22 protein-coding genes, 1 pseudogene and 1 riboswitch are annotated in these 19,699 nt (G+C 69.2%); of the genes and pseudogenes, 9 read left to right on the forward strand and 14 right to left on the reverse strand.

All coding sequences use genetic code 11. The features are described from left to right. Positions 1-94: 94 nt before the first annotated feature. Genes GGQ61_RS20030 through GGQ61_RS20040 form a run of 3 tightly spaced genes read right to left on the reverse strand, consistent with a single transcriptional unit; the run spans position 95 to position 3,925 of the window. Positions 95-949, reverse strand: coding sequence for a class I SAM-dependent methyltransferase (locus GGQ61_RS20030; RefSeq protein ID WP_183776808.1), 855 nt, complete (start codon positions 947-949; stop codon positions 95-97). A 46-nt stretch (positions 950-995) separates the two neighbouring features. Beyond that, complete coding sequence (gene cueR / locus GGQ61_RS20035) at positions 996-1,442, reverse strand: Cu(I)-responsive transcriptional regulator (RefSeq protein WP_183776811.1); 447 nt, start codon at positions 1,440-1,442, stop codon at positions 996-998. Beyond that, on the reverse strand, positions 1,439-3,925 hold the full coding sequence (locus tag GGQ61_RS20040; RefSeq protein WP_183776812.1) for a heavy metal translocating P-type ATPase: 2,487 nt from the start codon (positions 3,923-3,925) through the stop codon (positions 1,439-1,441). Before GGQ61_RS20040 ends, cueR begins: the two co-directional genes overlap by 4 nt. Before the next feature lie 139 nt (positions 3,926-4,064). Between GGQ61_RS20040 and GGQ61_RS20045 the strand changes: the two genes are divergently transcribed. Beyond that, entirely contained in the window at positions 4,065-4,262 is a 198-nt protein-coding gene (locus GGQ61_RS20045; RefSeq protein ID WP_183776814.1) for a heavy-metal-associated domain-containing protein, read from the forward strand. A gap of 3 nt (positions 4,263-4,265) precedes the next feature. Here the strand turns inward: GGQ61_RS20045 and GGQ61_RS20050 are convergent, their stop codons facing one another. The 3 genes from GGQ61_RS20050 to GGQ61_RS20060 all read right to left on the reverse strand — a co-directional run bounded on the left by GGQ61_RS20050 (position 4,266) and on the right by GGQ61_RS20060 (position 6,241). Further along, complete coding sequence (locus GGQ61_RS20050) at positions 4,266-4,574, reverse strand: glycine zipper domain-containing protein (protein WP_183776819.1); 309 nt, start codon at positions 4,572-4,574, stop codon at positions 4,266-4,268. Positions 4,575-4,636: 62 nt separating this feature from the next. After that, a complete protein-coding gene (locus GGQ61_RS20055) occupies positions 4,637-5,785 on the reverse strand; it encodes a patatin-like phospholipase family protein (RefSeq protein WP_183776832.1) in 1,149 nt (382 codons plus the stop codon). Positions 5,786-5,845: 60 nt separating this feature from the next. Continuing rightward, positions 5,846-6,241 carry an MAPEG family protein gene (locus tag GGQ61_RS20060; protein ID WP_183776839.1) on the reverse strand — a complete coding sequence of 132 codons (396 nt, stop codon included), beginning with the start codon at positions 6,239-6,241 and terminating at the stop codon, positions 5,846-5,848. A gap of 138 nt (positions 6,242-6,379) precedes the next feature. On the opposite strand from GGQ61_RS20060, the gene GGQ61_RS20065 reads away from it, so the two are divergent. The 4 genes from GGQ61_RS20065 to ypfJ all read left to right on the forward strand — a co-directional run bounded on the left by GGQ61_RS20065 (position 6,380) and on the right by ypfJ (position 9,275). Next, on the forward strand, positions 6,380-7,285 hold the full coding sequence (locus GGQ61_RS20065) for an EamA family transporter (protein WP_221221168.1): 906 nt from the start codon (positions 6,380-6,382) through the stop codon (positions 7,283-7,285). Between the two features lie 117 nt (positions 7,286-7,402). After that, positions 7,403-7,960 carry a tetratricopeptide repeat protein gene (locus tag GGQ61_RS20070; protein WP_183776841.1) on the forward strand — a complete coding sequence of 186 codons (558 nt, stop codon included), beginning with the start codon at positions 7,403-7,405 and terminating at the stop codon, positions 7,958-7,960. A gap of 31 nt (positions 7,961-7,991) precedes the next feature. Then, complete coding sequence (locus GGQ61_RS20075; RefSeq protein ID WP_183776842.1) at positions 7,992-8,360, forward strand: hypothetical protein; 369 nt, start codon at positions 7,992-7,994, stop codon at positions 8,358-8,360. Positions 8,361-8,429: 69 nt separating this feature from the next. Next, entirely contained in the window at positions 8,430-9,275 is an 846-nt protein-coding gene (gene ypfJ, locus GGQ61_RS20080) for a KPN_02809 family neutral zinc metallopeptidase (RefSeq protein ID WP_183776843.1), read from the forward strand. A gap of 4 nt (positions 9,276-9,279) precedes the next feature. On the opposite strand, the gene GGQ61_RS20085 is transcribed toward ypfJ, so the two are convergent. After that, entirely contained in the window at positions 9,280-9,591 is a 312-nt protein-coding gene (locus tag GGQ61_RS20085) for a TehB family protein (RefSeq protein WP_183776844.1), read from the reverse strand. 95 nt (positions 9,592-9,686) lie between these two features. Here GGQ61_RS20085 and GGQ61_RS20090 point away from each other — a divergent pair, with 95 nt between their 5' ends. After that, a complete protein-coding gene (locus tag GGQ61_RS20090) occupies positions 9,687-10,388 on the forward strand; it encodes a DUF4336 domain-containing protein (protein ID WP_183776845.1) in 702 nt (233 codons plus the stop codon). 52 nt (positions 10,389-10,440) lie between these two features. Beyond that, the gene (locus GGQ61_RS20095) at positions 10,441-10,545 is read left to right on the forward strand and encodes an FAD-dependent oxidoreductase (protein WP_183776846.1); all 105 of its coding nucleotides are present in this window, start codon (positions 10,441-10,443) and stop codon (positions 10,543-10,545) included. Here GGQ61_RS20095 and cuyB read toward each other — a convergent pair. From cuyB to GGQ61_RS20110, 3 genes and pseudogenes are all read right to left on the reverse strand, one after another. Then, complete coding sequence (gene cuyB, locus GGQ61_RS20100; protein ID WP_183776847.1) at positions 10,542-11,231, reverse strand: cysteate racemase; 690 nt, start codon at positions 11,229-11,231, stop codon at positions 10,542-10,544. The two genes, GGQ61_RS20095 and cuyB, sit on opposite strands and share 4 nt — an antisense overlap. Then, a pseudogene (gene cuyA, locus GGQ61_RS20105) lies at positions 11,228-12,232 on the reverse strand (D-cysteate sulfo-lyase). Before cuyA ends, cuyB begins: the two are co-directional and overlap by 4 nt. Before the next feature lie 58 nt (positions 12,233-12,290). Next, on the reverse strand, positions 12,291-12,686 hold the full coding sequence (locus GGQ61_RS20110) for a DUF6491 family protein (RefSeq protein ID WP_183776848.1): 396 nt from the start codon (positions 12,684-12,686) through the stop codon (positions 12,291-12,293). Positions 12,687-12,774: 88 nt separating this feature from the next. Beyond that, positions 12,775-12,882: riboswitch (TPP riboswitch) on the forward strand. 55 nt (positions 12,883-12,937) lie between these two features. Here GGQ61_RS20110 and thiC point away from each other — a divergent pair. Together thiC and GGQ61_RS20120 are read left to right on the forward strand one after the other, a co-directional pair. Further along, entirely contained in the window at positions 12,938-14,767 is a 1,830-nt protein-coding gene (gene thiC / locus GGQ61_RS20115; protein WP_183776849.1) for a phosphomethylpyrimidine synthase ThiC, read from the forward strand. Between the two features lie 85 nt (positions 14,768-14,852). Next, a complete protein-coding gene (locus GGQ61_RS20120; protein ID WP_221221170.1) occupies positions 14,853-15,596 on the forward strand; it encodes a pentapeptide repeat-containing protein in 744 nt (247 codons plus the stop codon). On the opposite strand, the gene GGQ61_RS20125 is transcribed toward GGQ61_RS20120, so the two are convergent. From GGQ61_RS20125 to GGQ61_RS20140, 4 genes are all read right to left on the reverse strand, one after another. Continuing rightward, entirely contained in the window at positions 15,597-15,812 is a 216-nt protein-coding gene (locus GGQ61_RS20125) for a hypothetical protein (RefSeq protein WP_183776850.1), read from the reverse strand. Positions 15,813-15,896: 84 nt separating this feature from the next. Further along, positions 15,897-17,930, reverse strand: coding sequence for a hybrid sensor histidine kinase/response regulator (locus tag GGQ61_RS20130; RefSeq protein ID WP_183776851.1), 2,034 nt, complete (start codon positions 17,928-17,930; stop codon positions 15,897-15,899). A gap of 139 nt (positions 17,931-18,069) precedes the next feature. Further along, on the reverse strand, positions 18,070-18,726 hold the full coding sequence (locus tag GGQ61_RS20135) for a hypothetical protein (RefSeq protein ID WP_183776852.1): 657 nt from the start codon (positions 18,724-18,726) through the stop codon (positions 18,070-18,072). A 233-nt stretch (positions 18,727-18,959) separates the two neighbouring features. After that, complete coding sequence (locus tag GGQ61_RS20140; protein WP_183776853.1) at positions 18,960-19,694, reverse strand: HAD family hydrolase; 735 nt, start codon at positions 19,692-19,694, stop codon at positions 18,960-18,962. Between the last annotated feature and the right edge of the window lie 5 nt (positions 19,695-19,699).

A 19,699-nucleotide genomic window follows, 5' to 3' on the forward strand; every position in this document is an offset into this window, starting at 1 on the left:
TCACGGCGGCGGCTGTTTTCGGGGGGCGGGGTAAGCGCCTATCCGGTTAGTTGCAAGCGATTCTTAGTTTCATTCGCAATCGTGGATCGGTGCGTCAGCCATACCGCACCGCGGAAAGCCCATACATGAGGGGAATGCGCGGCATGTGCTCGGGTGGAGCGAGGCGTCCGCCGCCCAGGTCGCGCATGCCCGCGAACCCCGCCCAGCCGTTGGCGTAGGGGTACTCTTCCAGCCGCTCGATCGTCAGTCCGGCCCCCACCAGGGCGCTGACCACCTGGCCGACGCCCCAATAGAATTCGAAGGCCGGGTTCGGATTGCGGAACTCCTCGACGCCGGGGTGATAGGCGTCGAGCGCCAGGGTCTTGCCGGAATCGGCGACATAGTCGCCGACGCCCTCCGGTTCGGGGATCGGTCCCTCGGCGAAGTAGTCGTGTCGCGGCGTCCACTGCGGGTCGAACACCATGGCGAAGGGGTGGAACTCGACCATCGCGAACCGCCCGCCGGGCTCCAGAACGCCCGCGATGCCGCGCGCCCAGGCGCCGATGTCCGACAGCCAGCAGATCGTCCCGTAGGAGGTGAAGGCCCGCTCGAAGCGCCGCCCGCCCGCCCGCGCGGTCTCGAACCAGTCGTACAGGTCGGCGCGCTCGAAACGGGCAGGGACGCCGCTGTCGGCGGAAAGCCGAGTGGCGAACGAGATCGCCTCGTCGGAGATGTCGACGCCGGTGACCTGCGCGCCCAGCCGGGCCAGGCTGACGCTGTCCTGGCCGGAATTGCACTGGAGGTGAACGAGACTGCGCCCGGCGACGTCGCCCAGCAGGGCGAGCTCCTCCGGATAGAGCGTCGAGCCGCCGGCGCGGAAGAACGCCGCCTGGTCGCCCTTGTGACTGTTGTGGGCGCGGGTGGCCTCGTTCCAGGACAGGCGGTTGGCTTGGTGCAGGTCAGGTCGCATGGCCGCTCACTCAGCGCTCTGGGTGCAGGAAAGGTGGAGGTCGTGCTCAGTTCGGCCCGGGAATGCGCGCCCTCCGGGTCTTGGGCTTCGGATCGGATGGTAACGCCCCCTGCGTGAGGTCGGCCAGGATCGGGCAGTCGGGGCGGTCGTCGCCGGCGCAGCAGTGCGACAGGTGGCGCAGGGTGTCGGCCATGGCCTGCATCTCGGCGATGCGGGCGTCGAGGTCGGCCAGGTGCCGGTCGGCGATCGCCTTGACCTCGCGGCTGGGCCGCCCGCGGTCGCGCCACAGCGACAGCAACTGGGTAATCTCCGGCATCGAGAAGCCCAGCGAGCGGGCGCGGCGGATGAAGCGCAACTCGTTGATCTCGCGCTCGTCGTACTCGCGGTAGTTGGCGTCGGTCCGCGCCGAGGGCCTCACCAGCCCGATCTCGTCGTAGTAGCGGATCATCTTGGTGGTGACGCCGGACGCCTTGGAGGCCTGGCCGATGTTCATGCGGGTTCTCCTTGGAACGGCGGCCGGAAGGCCTTCAGCCGCAGGGCGTTGGTCAGGACGCTGACGCTCGACAGCGCCATGGCGCCGGCCGCCACCATCGGCGACAGCAGCAGGCCGAACGTGGGGAAGAGGACGCCGGCGGCGACCGGGATCAGGATGACGTTGTAGCCGAACGCCCAGATCAGGTTCTGGCCGATGTTGTTCATCACAGCCCGGCTGAGGGCTGCGGCGGTCGCAACCGCCCGCAGGTCGCTGCGCATCAGCACGACGTCGGCGCTTTCGATGGCGACGTCCGTCCCTGCGCCCATGGCGATCCCGACGTCGGCGGCGGCCAGGGCCGGAGCGTCGTTGACCCCGTCGCCGACGAAGGCGATGGTGCCGAAGCGGGCGCGCAGGGCCTGCACAGCGGCGACCTTGCCGTCCGGCAGCACCTCGGCCTCGATCTCGTCCAGGCCCAGCTTGGCGGCGACGGCGCGGGCGGTGTGGGCGTTGTCGCCGGTGATCATCGCCACCTTCAGCCCCATGGCGTGCAGGGCGGCCAACGCCTGCGGAGTCGTCGGTTTGATCGGGTCGGCCACGGCCAGCACCGCGGCCAGCTGGCCGTCGATGGCGACGTAGAGCGGGCTCTTGGCCTCCGCCCCCAGCCGCGCGGCCGTGTCGGTGAACACCCCGACGTCGAGGCCGAGCTTGGTCATGAAGCGGTCGGCGCCGACCTGCACCAGCCTGCCGCCGGCGCGCGCCTGGGCCCCGAAGCCGGGCACGGCCTCGAAGTCCTGCGGTTCGGCGACGGCCAGGCCCTTGGTCCTGGCGGCCTCGACGATGGCCTCGGCGATCGGGTGCTCCGAGCGGCTCTCGACAGCTGCTGTCAGCGCCAGCACCTCGTCCTCGTCGGAGCCGCTCGCGGTCTGCAGGTCGGTCAGGGCCGGGCGGCCCTCGGTCAGGGTGCCGGTCTTGTCGAAGGCCACGACCTTGACGTCGCGCAGCGCCTGCAGCGCCTCGCCGCGCCGGAACAGCACGCCCAGTTCGGCGGCCTTGCCTGTCCCGACCATGATCGAGGTGGGGGTGGCCAGGCCCATGGCGCACGGGCAGGCGATGATCAACACCGCCACGGCGTTGACTAGCGCGAAGGCGAGCGCCGGGCTCGGCCCGAACAGCATCCAGGCGGCGAAGGTCAGCAGCGCCGCGGCGATCACCGCCGGCACGAACCAGGCGGTCACCTTGTCGACCGTGGCCTGGATCGGCAGCTTCGAGCCTTGGGCGGCTTCGACCATGCGCACGATCTGCGCCAACATGGTCTGGGCGCCGACCTTGGTGGCGCGGAACTGGAAGGCGCCGGTCTTGTTGACGGTGCCGCCGACGACGGCGTCGCCGGGCTTCTTCTCGACGGGGATCGGCTCGCCGGTGATCATCGACTCATCGACGAAAGAGCCGCCGTCTATGACCTCGCCGTCGACCGCGATGCGTTCGCCCGGACGGACCACGACCACGTCGCCGCCCAGGACCTCGGTGATCGGGACCTCGGCCGCCTCGCCGCCGCGCAGCACGCGGGCGGTCTTGGCCTGCAGGGTCATCAGCCGCTTGATCGCCTCGCTGGTGCGGCCCTTGGCCTGAGCCTCGAACAGCCGGCCCAGCAGGATCAGGGTCACGATGACCGCGGCGGCCTCGTAATAGACGTGGTCGGCGCCGGCCGGCAGCAGCGACGGGACGAAGGTCGCCACGACCGAGTAGGCGAAGGCCGCGCTGGTTCCCAGCACCACCAGCGAGTTCATGTCCGGCGTGCGGCGGACCAGGTTCGGCACGCCCTTCCGGAAGAAGCGCAGGCCCGGACCGAACAGCACGATCGCCGCCAGCACGAAGCTGATCAGCCGCCAGGGCTGCTCGCCGATGGTCGCGGCCAGCCAGTGGTGGACGCCAGGTATGAAATGGCGGCCCATCTCGATCACGAACAGCGGCAGCGTGCCGGCCGCGGCGACCGCGACGGCGCGCTTCAGCCCTGTGATCTCGGCCTCGCGGGCCTGGCGCTCGCGGTCGGCCAGGTCGGGGGCGGCGGCCGGGTCGATCTCCTGCGCGCCATAGCCGATGGCCTCGACAGCGGCGACCAGCTGGGCGCTCGCCGCGCCGCCGGCCAAGGCGCGGACCTGCGCGCGCTCGGTGGCCAGGTTGACCTGCGCGTCCAGCACGCCGGGCACGGCCTTCAGCGCGTTCTCGACCTTGGCGACGCACGACGCGCAGGTCATGCCCTCGATCTTGAGATCGACCGTGCGGTCCAGCGGCTCGTAGCCGGCCTTGCGGATGGCTTCGACGACGGCGGCCGTGTCGCCCTCGGCGGTCAGCTCCACATGCGCCCGCTCGGCCGCCAGGTTGACGCTGGCGGCGGCGACGCCGGGCACCGCGGAGATCGCTTTCTCCACGCGTCCCACGCACGAGGCGCAGGTCATCCCCAGAACGGGGATCTCCAGCGGCTTCAGGATGGTCTGCGACATGACGGGCTCCTCGAACTCTCGATGCCCGCCATCTTTCAACTCTCCCATTATGGGAGGGTCAAGCGACGATTTTCGCGTTGACCTTCCCGTCGTGGGAAGGTGCAGAACCGCCCCGACAGAGTTCCCAGGAGCAGATCCGATGATGACTTTTCAGGTTGAAGGCATGTCCTGCGGACATTGCGTGCAGTCGGTGACCAAGGCCGTTCAGGCGGTCGAGCCCAAGGCCACGGTCGCCATCGACCTCGCGGCCGGTCGCGTCACCGTCGAGGGCGGCGAGCGCCGCGAGGCCGTGGCTCAGGCGATCGAGGACGCCGGCTACAGCGTCGCGGCGGCCTGACGGTCAGTTGCGACGGCTGCCGTCTTCCCAATAGTACCGGCGCGCGCCCGGATCGTAGTAGTAATAGCGACCCGCGCGCTCGTCGTAGTATTGTCGGCGGTTGATGTTGTCGTTGTGCTTGGGCGTGGTGGCTGCGCCCAGCGCCGCGCCGGCCGCGCCGCCGACCAAAGCCCCGGTCAAGGAGCTGTCGACCGCACCGCCGATCGCCGCGCCGGCCAGGCCGCCCGTCGCCGCGCGTTCCGTCATGGTGGTGCCGCAGGCGGCCAGAAGCAGGACCGAGCCGACCGCGGCGGTCTTCAGGCTGAGTGTCATAGCGAACCTCTCTGGTTACGCCCGTCCCGCTGGAACGAACGGGTTCGCTCTGGGGTGGTTCCCTAGTGCGGTCGGGCCCAGGCCTTGCCGGCGATCGCGTTGTCCTCGCCCAGCTTGAACAACTTGCGCATGTTTTCCGGCTGGAAGTTCAGGCTCCCGCTCTCGGCGTCCCGCGGCACCTCGGCGATTTCGAACTCCATGTTGTTGCGCTCGGCGAAGGCTCGGTTGGCGGCGATGTGAGCGCGCAGGGTGGTTTTCATCATGGTGTCGAAGGCCCGGCCCAGGATGGTCGGGGCGCGGCCGCGCACGACCGCGAAGCTGGGGTCCAGCTTGCCGTTGACCAGCACGAAGATGCGCGCCGGCGTCGTCGCCTGGCCCTCGGGAGCGTCCCAGAAATAGAGTCCTTCGGGGATTGAGACGAACGGCGCGGTCACCCCGCCGTCGACGTGCATCTCGTCGATCATGCGCCCGTCGGCGTCGCCGATCGGAATGATTACCGGCGGAAACACGCCGGGAATGGCCGCCGAGGCGACCAGCACCTCGCGGAACAGCTTCAGCGCGTCGGGCCCGCCGCGAGAGGCGATCGCCCCCATATCCCAGACGACGGTTTTCTGGCTGTCGAGATTTGTCGTGGCGATCAGCAGCCGCCGACCCTTGGCGTGTTCCTGGGCGACCTCGTGCAGCATGACCGAAGTGCAGTAGGTCTCGACCAGGTTGCGCAGGTGCTCGGGGCTGTAGAGGCTCGACGAGAACAGCACCCCCAGGCCCTGGCCCTTCAGCACCTGGCTGGCCTTGCCGCCGGCATAGGCCTCGCGAAGCGTCTTGTCCCAGTGCGGTCCGAGGAACGCGAACGGCGCGATCAGCGCGCCGGTGCTGACCCCGGTGACCACCTCGAAGCTCGGCCGCGTGCCGGCCAGGGTCCAGCCGACCATCACCCCGGCGCCGTAGGCGCCGTCGGCTCCGCCGCCCGAGATCGCCAGCACGTCGACCCGCCGGTCTCCGGCCGCCTCCAGCTGGCGCTGGGCGCGCTCGGTGAAGGCCAGAGCCGAGGCCTGGTCCGAGGCGTCGAAGCGGATGTCGGCGGCCGTGGGCGGCAGGGCGCGATGGGCTTCGTCGGCGGTGAAGTTCTCGCGCGAGAACGAGGCGCAGCCGGCCAGCGGCGCTGCGAACAGCGCCAAGACAAGGGCCGCCAGTACTGAACTACGAATCATCGCGCCCTTGCCGCACGCCGGTCCTACGCCGTCAACCGATCGACGACCTTAGTGACGTCCTTAAGGCAGCAGGATCGCCTGGGCGATCATGCCGAGGCCGACGATGCTGACCAGCCACACCAGCGAGCGGATCTGGCGCACGCCCCAGGCGTAGAGCGGCACATAGGCGACCCGGGCCCAGAAGTAGATCTGCGCGCCGAGCGCGGTGATCTCGCTTTCCTTGTTGGCGACGTGGGCGATCAGCACCGCGCCGAGGAACAGCGGCAGGGTCTCGAACAGGTTGTCCTGGGCGCGCTTGAGCCGCTGGGCCTTGTCGCTGAGCGGCGGCATCTCGCCGTCGCGCGGGCCGGTGTTCCACTTCAGCCCGTACTGGCTGGTCCTGGCGATGTCGAACAGCAGGATCTGCGCGAAGGCCAGAACCAGCGTCCACGCCGCCATCATCAAACCGATGGTCATGCCGAATCTCCCCGAGTTTGCCCCCCACTGTGGGGCCAGAGGCCCGTGGCGGCGAGTCGCAAGCGCCGGTCAGGCGGCCGGCGGCTATGGCGCTGGCCGGGCAGGGCCTCTATGCACGGCCCTTCCAAGGAGAGACCCGTGCCCGCCGACGCCCCGTCCCACGCCGTCCAGCAGAGCAACGGCGCCGGGATCGCCCTGCGCGTCGCGGCTATGGCCTGCATGGCGGTGCTCGCCGCGCTGGTGAAGGCCTGCGCCGAGCGCGGCGCCCCGGTGCTGGAGATCGTCTTCTTCCGCAACGCCTTCGCCTTCGTGCCGGTGCTGCTCTACGTCTCGCGCACGACCGGCTTCTCGGTGCTGAAGACCAAACGCCTCGGCGGCCACGCCACCCGCGCCGCGGTCGGACTGATCGGGATGGTCTGCGGCTTCACCGCCGTCTCGATGCTGCCGCTGACCGAGTCGACGGCGCTGTCCTTCGCCTCGCCGTTGTTCATGACCGCGCTGTCGGCGCTGATCCTCAAGGAAGTGGTCGGCGTCCATCGCTGGGCCGCGGTCGCCATCGGCTTCGTCGGCGTGCTGATCATGGTGCGCCCCGATCCAGGCCACATGGCCACCCTGGGGGCCGGCTTCGCGCTGCTGGGCGCTCTGGGCGCGGCCGGGGCGATGATCGCCATCCGCGAAATCGGGCGCACCGAGCCGGGCCCCACCATCGTCTTCTACTTCACCCTGGCCGGGATGCTTCTGGGTCTGTCGAGCCTGCCGTTCGGCGGCTGGACGATCCCGGACACGACCACGCTGGTGATGCTGGTCAGCGCCGGACTGATCGGCGGCACGGGCCAGCTGCTGCTGACAGAGGCTCTGCGCCGTGCGCCCGTCGCGGTGGTCGCGCCGTTCGACTACAGCCAGCTGATCTGGGCCGGGATCATCGGCTATCTGGTCTGGGACGAGATCCCGCGTGCCGCCACCATCGCCGGCGCGCTCGTGGTCGCTGGCAGCGGCGTCTACATCCTGTTCCGCGAGACCCGCCGCCTGCGCCGCAGCGTCTGAACAAGGCGATCACATTGACAGACCGGCGTTACGGGAGGACGCTTTCCCGCTCCGGACGAACGCGTCTCGGGCCTTTCCGCGCCTGACCCGGTCGTAGCGGACGCAGAGAGGCCGAACATGTTCAAGGGCGTCATTCTGGCGGTGATAGCGCTGGCGATGCTGGCGGTGGCGACCACGGCGGAAGGGGCGGTGACCGTGCTCGGCGGCGGGCTGGCCCAGGAGTGCGCCGACGCCGCCATCCGCGGGGAGGACGACCCGCAGTATCAGGACAGCTGCACCCTGGCGCTGGAGACCGAGCTGCTCGATCCGCGCGACCGCGCCGGCACCTTCGTCAACCGCGGCGTGCTCAAGCTGCGCCGTGCGGACTATGCCGATGCGGCCCGCGACTTCGACAGCGCGGTCCGGCTGCAGCCGGAGATGGGCGAGGCCTATGTCAACCGCGGCGCGGCCTGGATCGGCCGCAAGCGCTATGCCGAGGGGCTCAGCGACCTCAACCGCAGCCTCGAGCTGGGCGTCAGCGAGCCGGAGAAGGCCTATTACAACCGCGCCTTGGCCCATGAGGGCCTCGACGACCCGAAGTCGGCCTATTTCGACTACCAGAAGGCGCTGGAGCTGGCCCCCGAATGGACAGCGCCTCGCGAGCAACTGACCCGCTTCACGGTTTCGCGCCGCTGATACGGAGCCACGCGGTGCGTTGGCGCGTTTGATGGCCATGCGACCGACCCTTCTCGCCCTGGCGGTCTTCGCCGCGTCGGCTTCGCCGGCGCCGGCCCAGGCGCCGCGTGACCCGGTCGCCCGCGACCTGACCATCCGCAACCAGGAGGCCCAGGCCCAGCAGATGATCGACCGGCAGCGATCCGTTGCGCTGGAGAACGACCTCAACGCCCTGGATGCACGGGTCCAGAGCCAGGAGCGGATGCAGGTTCTGCAGGTCCAGCGCGGTCCGACGCTCGCGCCGCTCGATCCGGACGTGAAGCCGCCGGCCCTCAACATGGGCAGCTACGCCTCGATCCCCGACGCGGCCCTGGCCGCCTCCAACGCGCGCGTCCGCGAGGCCTCGCGAAACAAGCGCTGACAGCTGCGCCGATAGGCCGCATCCTTAGCTGGGCTGGGGCGTTGAGGCGTCACTGGAAGGGATCAGGACATGCGTTGGCAGGGCGGCCGTAGAGGCGGCAACATCGAGGATCGGCGCGGAATGGGCGCGGCCGGGGTCGGCGGCATCGGGCTGGGCGGCCTGGCGCTGGCGCTGATCGGCTATTTCGTGTTCGGCATCGATCCGTCGACGACCATGTCTGTGGTGCAGGGGGGCGGCCAGGCCGAGCAGCAGGAAGGCGTGCGCGGTACGACCCAGGACGCTGGCGGGCAGTTCGTCGACGTCATCGAACAATCGACCACCGATGTCTGGAGCCCGATCTTCGAGGCTGAGGGCCAGCGCTATCGTCGCCCGGCCGCGGTGGTGATCTACGATCAGGCGACCGGCACGGGGTGCGGCATGGGCCAGTCGGCGATGGGGCCGTTCTATTGCCCGGCTGACCAGAAGATCTATCTCGACCTGGCGTTCTGGAACGAGCTTGAGAGCCGCTTCGGCGCCAAGGGCGAGGCGGCGCGCGCCTACGTCATCGCCCATGAGGTCGGCCACCACGTTCAGAACCTGACGGGCGCCACCAACAATGTGGAGCGCGGCTCGCGCGGCGCCGATTCCTCGGCCGTGCGGCTGGAACTGCAGGCCGACTGCTACGCCGGCGTCTGGGTCGCCCATGCCCCCGCCGCATCCGGGGGCCAGGTGGCGCTTGACCCCGCCGACATCGAAGACGGCATCCGCGCCGCCGCGGCGGTCGGCGACGACGCCATCCAGAAGCAGTCCCAGGGCCGCGTCATGCCCGACGCCTTCACCCACGGCTCCAGCGAGCAGCGCATGCGCTGGTTCCGCATCGGCGTGGAGAAAGGCGATCCGGCCGCCTGCGACACCTTCCGCGCCGCACGGCTCTGAACGCCTAATCGGGCGCCTTCAGAAATTCCACATAGAACCGTACCGGTCCGGTCAGCGCGACATGGTGCTTGATCTCGGGCTCAACGACGCCCGGCGGTTCGTCGGGCGTCAGCAGGCGCTCGGTCGCCTCGCGTCGGGGATCGGTGACGCGATAGAGCAGGGCGCCCTCCATCACATGGATGCGCCCCCAGACGCCGGCCTTGGTGTTGTGCTCGCCGAGCAGGCCGGGCGGCGTCGTGGCGGCGTCGAACTCCGGCGTGCGCCGATACGCGACGACATCGTCGGGAAACCTGTCGGCCGGCTTGTCGCGGGGCATGCTTGTTCCCTCTGCTTGCTCGGCGGAGAGTGGCGCGACTTCCGCGAGGGCGCAGTGATCGTCGTCAAAGGCGCGGGCGGCGAAGGGGACAAGCCATGAGCACGTCGCGACTACAGCCGTTCGGGCCCGAGATCTGGCTGGCGGACGGCGGCCAGGCCCAGGTCGCCGGGTTCCGCTATCCGACGCGGATGGCGCTGATCCGCCTGACCGGCGGCGAGCTGCTGGCCTGGTCGCCAGTGGCGCTGGACGGCGACCTTGCCGCCGAGCTCGCAGACCTGGGCGAGGTTCACTCCCTGGTCGCGCCGAACGCGCTGCATGACCTGCACCTGACACAGTGGCGCTCGGCGTTTCCGACCGCCCGGCTGTACGCGGCGCCTGGCCTGGCCGCCAGGCGGCCGGACCTGCGCATCGACGTCGAGCTGGGCGATGCGCCGCCGGGCGACTGGCCCGCCGATCTCGACTACGTGCTGATGGCTGGCAACGCGATCACCACCGAGGCCGTGTTCTTCCACCGCCCCAGCCGCACGGTGCTGTTCACCGACCTGCTGCAGCAGTTTCCGCCTGGCTGGTTCACCGGCTGGCGCGCCCTCATCGCGCGGCTGGACCTGATGACGCAGCCGCAGCCTGCCGTCCCCCGCAAGTTTCGGGTCGCGTTCACCGACCGCAGAGCGGGCCGGGCGGCCCTGTCGCGCATTCTCGACTGGCCGAGCGACAAGGTGGTGATGGCCCACGGAACCCCGGTGCAGCGGGATGGCCGCGCCTTCATCGCCGACGCGTTCGGCTGGCTGCGGCGCTAGCCCCGCCGGCCATGCTATCTGCGCACGGCGCCTTGCTGCGCGCCCCGGTCGGATGGGTGATTTGGCGGGCGCCGACACCTCGGAGACCTGGGCCGGCTCCGTCGAAGGCGCGATCCGCGCCGGCGAACGCGCGGCCGCCGAAGCGACCGCTGCCTAGAGCGCGGGGACCGGTTCGAGGCCGAGGCACACGGCCACGCAGCGGCGCGCCAGGACCTCGCCGGCGTCGATGAACGGCAGGCGGATATCGTCGGCCCCGAGCACCAGCGGGACCTCGGTGCAGCCGGCGATGATCGCCTCGGCCCCGCCGGCGGTGAGGTCGGCGGCCAGGGCGGCCATGGCCTCGCGCACCTGCGGCCCGCGTTCGCCGCGCTTGATCTGGTAGATCAACGCCATGAATGCCTCCTGGCGGTCCGGCTCCAGGGTGACCATGCCCATGCCCTGGGCTGCCAGGTACTCGCGATAGAGCTTCAGCGCGTCGCGGGTGCCGAGCACCCCGGCCCGCCGCGCGCCGCTGTCGCGAGCTGCGGCCGAGGCGCCGCCGATCATGTCGATCAGCGGCAAGCCGCTCGAGCGGGTGATGATGTCGGCATAGGCGTGGGCTGTGTTGCAGGCGATGGCCAGCACGTCGGCGCCCGCCCCGCGCAGGGCGCCGGCCATTTCGGCCAGCACGGGACCGGGCTTGTTCAGCGGATCGTTGCGATCGGGCACCTGCGGGTTGATGTCGACCAGGGTGCGGATGTGATCCTGGTCTCGCTCCGCCGGGGTCAGCGCCTGCAGCTTGGCGAGGAAGTCCAGCGTCGCCGCCGGCCCCATCCCGCCCAGCACGCCCAGCACCAGGCTCACGTCAGCGATCCTTCGAGTTCGCCGTGATAGCCGAATAGGCCCTGCGCGCCGCCGGTGTGCAGCAGCACGACCGTCTCGTCCTTGAAGGTCCCCTTGCGTGCCAGGTCGATCAGGCCCTTGACCGCCTTGCCGGTGTAGACCGGGTCGAACAGCAGCCCCTCGGTCCGCGCCGCGAGCTTGAGGGCATCAATCACGCCCTCGTCAATCAGGCCGTAGCCGGCGCCGACATAGTCGCAATTGGCGACCGTCATCTCGCGGGTGACGCGTTCGCCGTGGCCGAGCAGGGTGGCCGTCTCGACCGCCAGTTTGTGAACGTTGGCTTCCTGGACATCTTTCGGCGCGCGCACGCCGATGCCCAGCACCGGGATGTCGGCCCCAAGCAGGGCAAGGCCTGCGACAAGTCCGGCGTGCGTACCGGCGCTGCCGGTCGCAGTGACGATACGGTCGATGGTCAGGTTTTCGGCGTCGGCCTGGCGCGCCAGCTCCAGGGCGCAATCGACATAGCCGAGCGCCCCGATCGTGTTCGAACCCCCGCCCGGAATAACGTACGGCTAGCCGCCGCGCTCACGCACGGCCTGGGCCGACTTTTCGAGCTCGGCGTTCATGTCGGTCCCACCCGGCACGTTCCTGATGGACGCGCCTAACAACCTGTCGAGAAGCACGTTGCCGGAGCCGTTGTAGTCGACCGCGTTCGACCCGGTCCGCTCCTCCAGGATGACCTCGCAGGCCAGGCCGAACCGGGCTGCGGCGGCCGCCGTCTGGCGCACGTGGTTGGACTGAACGGCGCCTTGCGTGATCAGCGTATCGGCGCCTTTCGCCAGCGCGTCTCCGACAAGGAATTCCAGCTTGCGGGTCTTGTTGCCGCCGCCGGCGAGGCCGGTGCAGTCGTCGCGCTTAACGTAAAGCGACTTGATTCCCAGTTCTGCCGCGAGCCGCGGGGCGGGCTCGAGCGGGGTGGGGAGGTGCGCGAACCGCGCGCGCGGGAACTTGGCAAGCTGCATGGGGTACTCCTTGGCCGCCTGCCTAGCACGCGGCCAAGGTCGCTCGCGAGCCCGGATTTTAAGGCTTCACCCTGGGCGGCAGCGCCGCGGCCTGCTCCGGCGTCAGCTTCGTTATGTCTTTGATGATGCAGGGAGAAAGCATGCCGGGGCTGGTGCGGACCTTGAGGTCCAGGTCCAGCGGCCGGCAGATCAGATCGACGCCGGCGGTCGGCTGCATGACGAGCGCGTCGTTGGAGCTCGCGCCGGCCAGGCAATTGCCGGACATGCTCAGGCGATAGACGTCGCGGTGGCGCACCGAGAGGTACAGGGTCTGGTCGTCGCCCTTGGTGTGGTTGTCGATCTGGCTCATCCGGAAGCACTGGCTGGACGCGGCGGCGGGTTTGGCCGGCTCCTGGGTCAGCGCCGGCCCGGCGAGCGCGGCGGTCAGGGCTGCGGCGAGGACAAGGCGTTGCATGGCGATCCTCCTGAGACGACCAGTCTTGGCGCCAGATTGCGGCTGGACGGCGGCGCTTTCAATCGGCGGCGTTCGCGCCTATGACTGAGGCTTGTCCTCGGGGGGCCGCGCTTAGGCGGCTGAGAGGCGGGCGAGCCCGCGACCCGTAGAACCTGATCCGGGTCATGCCGGCGAAGGGAAGGCGTTCCGAGCATGCGCATGCCCGGATTCCCGGTCGCCGGCAGGCCTTCTGGCCGCATAGGAGCTTGCCGGTGAACATCCAGACGCCCGTCAAAGACGCCATTCCCACCGGCGAGCGCCCCGGCTCGCGCAAGGTTTATCAGCCCGGCGTGCTGTGGCCCGACATCCGCGTGCCGTTCCGCGAGGTGGCGGTGCATCCGTCCGCGGGCGAGCCGCCGGTGACCATCTACGACCCCTCCGGCCCCTATACCGACCCGCAGGCGAAGATCGACATCGACCATGGCCTGACGCGCGTGCGCGAGCCGTGGGTCGTCTCCCGCGGCGACATCGAAGTGGTTGAAAATCCTCGTGAAGTGAAGCCCGAGGACAACGGCTTCGCCAAGGGCGAGCACCTAGCCCCGCAGTTCTCCGCGCCGCGCCGCGTCTACCGCGCCAAGGGCGGGGCGGCCGTCACCCAGCTCGAATACGCCCGCCGCGGGATCATCACCCCGGAGATGGAATACGTCGCCATCCGCGAGAACCTGCGCCGGCAGGAGAACGACGGCGCGATCCGCGACGGCGAGGACTTCGGCGCGTCGATCCCCGATTTCGTGACCCCAGAGTTCGTCCGCGACGAGGTCGCTCGCGGCCGCGCGATCATCCCGGCCAACATCAACCACACCGAACTCGAGCCGATGGCGATCGGCCGGAACTTCCTGGTGAAGATCAACGCCAACATCGGCAACTCGGCGGTGCTGTCGACCGTCGCCGACGAGGTCGACAAGATGGTCTGGGCGATCCGCTGGGGCGCCGACACGGTCATGGACCTGTCTACCGGCAGGAATATCCACAACATCCGCGATTGGATCATCCGCAACAGCCCGGTCCCGATCGGCACGGTTCCGATCTATCAAGCGCTGGAAAAGGTCGGCGGCGTCGCCGAGGACCTGAACTGGGAGGTCTTCCGCGACACCCTGATCGAGCAGGCCGAGCAGGGCGTCGATTATTTCACGATCCACGCAGGGGTGCGGCTGCCGTTCATCCCGCTGACGGCCAAGCGCGTCACCGGCATCGTCAGCCGCGGCGGCTCGATCATGGCCAAGTGGTGCCTGGCGCACCACAAGGAGAACTTTCTCTACGAGCACTTCGAAGAGATCTGCGAGATCATGCGGGCCTACGACGTCTCGTTCTCGCTGGGCGACGGCCTGCGTCCCGGCTCGATCGCCGACGCCAACGACGCCGCGCAGTTCGCCGAGTTGGAGACCCTGGGCGAGCTGACGCCGATCGCCTGGAAGCACGGTGTCCAGGTGATGATCGAAGGGCCGGGCCACGTGGCCATGCACAAGATCAAGGCCAACATGGACAAGCAGCTCAAGGCCTGCGGCGAGGCGCCGTTCTACACGCTCGGCCCACTGACCACCGACATCGCGCCGGGCTACGACCACATCACCAGCGCCATCGGCGCGGCGATGATCGGCTGGTTCGGCACCGCCATGCTTTGCTACGTCACGCCCAAGGAGCACCTGGGCCTGCCGGACCGCGAGGACGTCAAGGAAGGCGTGATCACCTACAAGATCGCCGCCCACGCCGCCGACCTCGCGAAGGGCCATCCGTCAGCGCGGATGTGGGACGACGCGCTCAGCCGCGCGCGCTTCGAGTTCCGCTGGGAGGACCAGTTCAACCTCGGCCTCGATCCGGAAACCGCCCGCCAGTATCACGACGAAACCCTGCCCAAGGAGGCGATGAAGACCGCGCACTTCTGCTCGATGTGCGGCCCGAAGTTCTGCTCGATGAAGATCAGCCAGGACATCCGCGAGGCCGCCGCCAAGCAGAACGACGTCGCCGCCGGCATGGAGCAGATGAGCGAGAAGTTCCGCGCCGAAGGCGGGGAGATCTACGTGAAGGCCGGCGCGGCCGAGTAGGACCGCCGGCCACGACCGCTTGCGACGTGGGCCCGGGCTATTGCGTCCGGGTCCCCGATCGGCGGGACGAGCCGAGGAGGGCGCGATGGCGATCGAGCTGAAGGTGGGAGGTCGGGTGGTCGATCAGGACCTCTCCGACCTGGACTTCACCGACCGCGATCTCAACGGTGCGGTGTTCGAGCGCTGCGTGCTGCGAGACGTCCTGATTTCGGGCGCTGGGCTGCAGGGCGCGCGGTTCGCCGAGTGCCGCCTGATCCGCAGCCGTTTCACCCACGCCGACCTGCGCGAAGCCGTGTTCGAGGGCTGCAGCCTGGCCGACGACGAGGGCCATGTCGGCGCTGTCTTCGCCTTCTGCCGGCTGGAAGAGGCTCGGCTGCGCAAGTGCGACCTGTCGTTCGCCCGTTTCGAGCGGTCGAGCCTATGGGGCGTCGAGATGCAGGCCTGCAATCTGCGGGGCTCGGCGTTTCCGCGGGCGGACTTCAGCCGCTCGTTCGGACGCAACGTCGTTCAGTGGGCCGGCGCGTTGAAGGGCTGCAATCTGGAACTCGCGGATTTGACCCAACTGCGGCTGCCCAAGGGCGATCTCAACCGCTGCAACCTGCGCGAGGCTGTTCTCGTCGACGCGGACCTGGAAGGGGCGGACCTGCGCGAGTGCGACCTTTTCCAGGCCCTGACCGTCGGCGCAAGGCTGGCCGGCGCCGATCTGCGCGGCGCGGATGTGAGCGGCCTGAACCTGACGGAACTGGCCACCCTGCAAGGCATGAAGATCACGCTGGATCAGCAGTACCGGCTGCTGAACGCGATGGGCGTGGACGTCCACGCCGAGTGATCAGTCGCGGTCGGCGCGAGCCTTGACCGGCTCGTCCTTCCAGACGCGGACGGCGACGGCGGCGGTGATCGAGGCCAGCACGGCGGTGATCGCGCCGCACCACTGCAGGGTGTTCATGCCCTCGGCGGCGAAGCGGCCGACGGCGGCGCTGACGAAGAACACCAGAGCCGCGGTGCCCCACTCGGCGCCCCAGCTCGAAAACAACAGCTTCAGCATAAACAAGACCTCAGGATCGCAACTGCGGACCGCAAAAGCCACAGCGAACGGCGTTCCGGAATGCGGCAAGGGGTCGCTTGGCCGTCAGGCGGCGACGGCCACCGCCTGGTGGTCGGCCACCGCCTGCAGCACGCCGAACAGCTTGGCGGCCTCGATCGGTTTGGCCATGTGGAGGTCCGCGCCGGCCGCCAGGCTGGCGGCCTGATGCGCAGGCAGGGCGTTGGCGGTCAGCATCACGATCGGGGTGTGGGACATGCCGCGCAGGCGTTCGCGTTCACGGATGGCGCGCACGGCGGTCAAGCCGTCCATCACCGGCATCTGCATGTCCATCAGCACCAGGTCGAAGCGCTGGAAGGCGAAGGCCTCGCACGCCTGTTCCCCGTTCTCGACGCAGACCAAGTCGACCGGCAGGTCGGCGAACAGCACCTGCACGACGCGACGGTTGGTCGGGTGGTCGTCGGCCAACAGCACGCGCAACGGGCGGTCCGGCGCGGCGACCGCCTCGATCTCGGGCTCGTCGTGGGCGGGCGCGGCGACCGGCGCCATCGGCAGTCGGACGGTGAAGGTCGCGCCTTCGCCTGGCGCGCCGGTCGCGTCGATCTCGCCGCCCATCAGGCCGACCAGGTGCTTGGCGATGGTCAGGCCGAGGCCCGCGCCGCCGTGCCGACGGGTCCGCGATCGGTCGCCCTGCTCGAAGCGCCCGAACAGACGGTCCTTGTGGGCGGGGTCGAAGCCGACGCCGGTGTCCTGTACGTCGATCCGCCAACGATTGGAGCCCTCGGATCGCACAGCGATTGCGACATAGCCCTCGTGGGTGAACTTCACCGCGTTGGAGACGAGGTTGATCAGCACCTGCTTCACGCGCACGGCGTCGCCGACCACGACGGTCTCGGCGGCGGGGTCGAGGTCGAGGATGACGTCGAGCGCCTTTTCCTGCGCGCGCACTTCGGCGATCGCGGCGACGGCGCGGATCGCTTCGCCGAGGTGGAACGGCCGGTGCACGACCTCCACGCCGCCGGTCTCGATCCGCGACAGATCGAGCACGTCGGAAAGCAGCCGTTCCAATGACTCGCCTGAGCCCTGGATGATTCCGACCATCTCCGCCTGGGACGCACTCAGGGGCGTCTTGCCCAGCGCGGCGGCGATCGCGTTGACGCCGTTAAGCGGCGTGCGGATCTCGTGGCTCATATTGGCGAGGAACTCGCTCTGAGAACGGTGGCTCGCCAGGAACTGCAGGGCGGCTTTGCGAATTCGCGCGATCATCACCGCGCCCACGACGCCGAAGGCCAGCAGCACTAGCGCGACCGGCAAGGCCGCAGCCCGCGTCAGCGCCGCGCCCGGCTTCTGCGGCGTCCAACTGAGATAAAGCGGGGTTTCGCCCTGGCTGGTCGGCAACATCAGCTCGGCGTCGCCGGGACCAGCCAGCGACGCGCCGACCCCGGAGCGCAGGTTTTTCAGCTGCAGGCGCTCCTGCAGTTCGCCAAGCGACGCCGGATCGATCTTCAAAGCCGTGACGACGATGGGCGCATATGCGCGGCGCGGCACAGCGGTGGCGAAGCCCGGCTGCACCAAGGTGGCCGAGACCAGATAGACGGCGCCGTCATGGGCGATGAAGTCGCTGGCCTGAATGGCGCGCGACACCAATTGGCGCGCGTTTTCGGTGTTGCGCCGGGCGATAGGCCCGCGCTTGGCCTCCGCCTCGCGGACGCGGGCGATCAGCGGCTCGGCGCCATGGAACTTGCGATAGCTGGCCGGGTCGACGGTCTGGCGATGGAGGCGCGCATAGAGCGGGCGGTTGTCGCCGTCGAGCACGAACAGATGTTCGAAATCAATGTTCTGAGCGAGGTAGTCGTTGAGGTTGGCGTCGGCCCAGGCGGCGCTGAAGTGGTTGTCCAGATTGACCACCGCCTCGTCCCAATTGGTTTCGGGGAGGATCGACCGTTCTATCTCGGCGATATTGGTTCGCACGCCACGCTCGACCAGGGCGATCTCGCGCTCGCGGACCTCGCCGTCCACCTGCCGGGCCCAGATCAATAGGCTGGCCGCGAATACGGCCATTGCGCCCAGGGCCAGCGCGACGAGCGGCGCCAGCAACCTAAACTCGGACTCCCGGCGCATCTGTCCCCGGCCCCTTAACTCGGCACTGTCAGCCGAGACCCTGGCGGCAAGGTGGTTAAGGGAGGGTGTGGCTCCGCTTGTTGCACGAAAAAGGCGACTCCCGGCAGGGAGCCGCCTTCCTCCGTCGCGCCCGACGTCCTTAAGGCGTCGGCTCCCCAGGGCTCTCTGGAGCCGCCGCCGTCGGGGCCGAGGACGCGGCCGGATCAGGCATGGCCGGAGCAGGCGGCGTTTCCGCCTCAGGCGCGGTGTTTAGCGCCGGCGGCGCGACCGCGGGAGCGGAGGCCGGAGTCTGGCCGATCGCGGAGTAGGGAATCGGCGCCGCGGGCAAGGTGGCGCTGGCGTCGGTCGCCCAGGCCTCCGGGCTGTCGGCGGCGGGCGCCGGCGCCGGTCGGGCGCGGGCGGTGCGAACCGGAGCAGGCGCCGTCGGCGCTGCCTCGCGGGCCACCGGCGCCGGCGCGGCCGGCGGGGTCAGCGCCGCAACGCTGGTGGTCGGCGGCGCGACCTCCGGCATGGTCGCGATCTCGGTCACCGGGGCGGCCCCTGCCGGCGTGGTAGCGTCCTGCTCGGCCAGTAGGCCGTCGCGCGGCTGCATCATCAGGAAGGCGGCCGCGGCGAGGACGCCTGCGGTCACCACGCCCCCGACGATCATCGGGACCGGCGGCCCCTGACGCTTCTTGGCGCGGCGGGCGTAGATCGGGGTGTAGGTCTCGCGTTCGGCCTCGGCGCGCTCCACCGCTTCACGCGAGCGGACGGCCTCGAAATTTTGTCGGGCGATAGGATCGTAGGTGGTGGTCATTTTTTGCTCTCCCAATCAGGGGTCGAAAGAGCAACGACCGGTCAGGCTTTGGTGTTCCGAATTTTAAGGGTGGTGATCGTACGAAATATGCTTCAAATGTCGGAAAATCGTTGAAATATAATGAGGCGAACAGCTCAAAATTTCGCGCGATGATCCGCATCACCTTATCCGATAAGCGTCAAATTCCTGGCAAATATTAGCCGCTTAGGCCAATTTGCAGTCTGGATCCGGCCTTAATCTCGTGCGCGAGGGTTGAGTTCGGCGATTGACTGCACGATACGGTCCGGCCGGACGCTGCTGCCCGGCGGCAGGCCCTCGCCGAGATGGTCGTGCCAGATGGCGTAAATTCCCAGACGCTGCGGCGCAGCGACCTCCCATTCCAGATTGTCGCCGACCATCCAGGTCTCGTGCGGTTGCACCCCCAGGATCTGCATGGCGTGGACGTAAGCCTGCTCCTGCGGCTTGCCGAAGCCGGCCTCGCCTTCGATCTGAACGTGGTCGAACAGCGGCGCCAGGTTGAAGCGCTCGACCTTGGCCCGCTGCGGCTCGGCCGCGCCGTTGGTGACCAGGGCGAGCTTCACGCCGAGTTCGCGGAACGCCTGAATAGTCTCCAGCGCGCCGGGGAAGAACTTGGCCTGCTGCTCGCGATAGACATGAAAGCGCTCGCCGAAAATCCGGGCGAAGTCGGCGCTCAGGCCGGGCGACTGCGGGCGGAGTTCGGCAAAGCCCTCCTCGACCGCCAGAATGCGGCCGGCGCCGAGATCCTGGCGCCAGATGGCCGCGCGGGCCTCGTCGGACCAGAAGCGGCGGAACCCGGTCTCCATCACGACGCCGGCGTCCTCGGGCGTCACAGGTGCGAAGAGGTCGGCGAACTCCTCGATCACCGCCTGCAGGATCAGACGGCGCGAGCCGAATGAGATGATGGTCTCGTCCAGGTCGAACAGAATCGCTTTCGGCAGGGTGTTCATGGCCC

The organism is Phenylobacterium haematophilum, assembly GCF_014196295.1.
GTDB lineage: Bacteria > Pseudomonadota > Alphaproteobacteria > Caulobacterales > Caulobacteraceae > Phenylobacterium > Phenylobacterium haematophilum.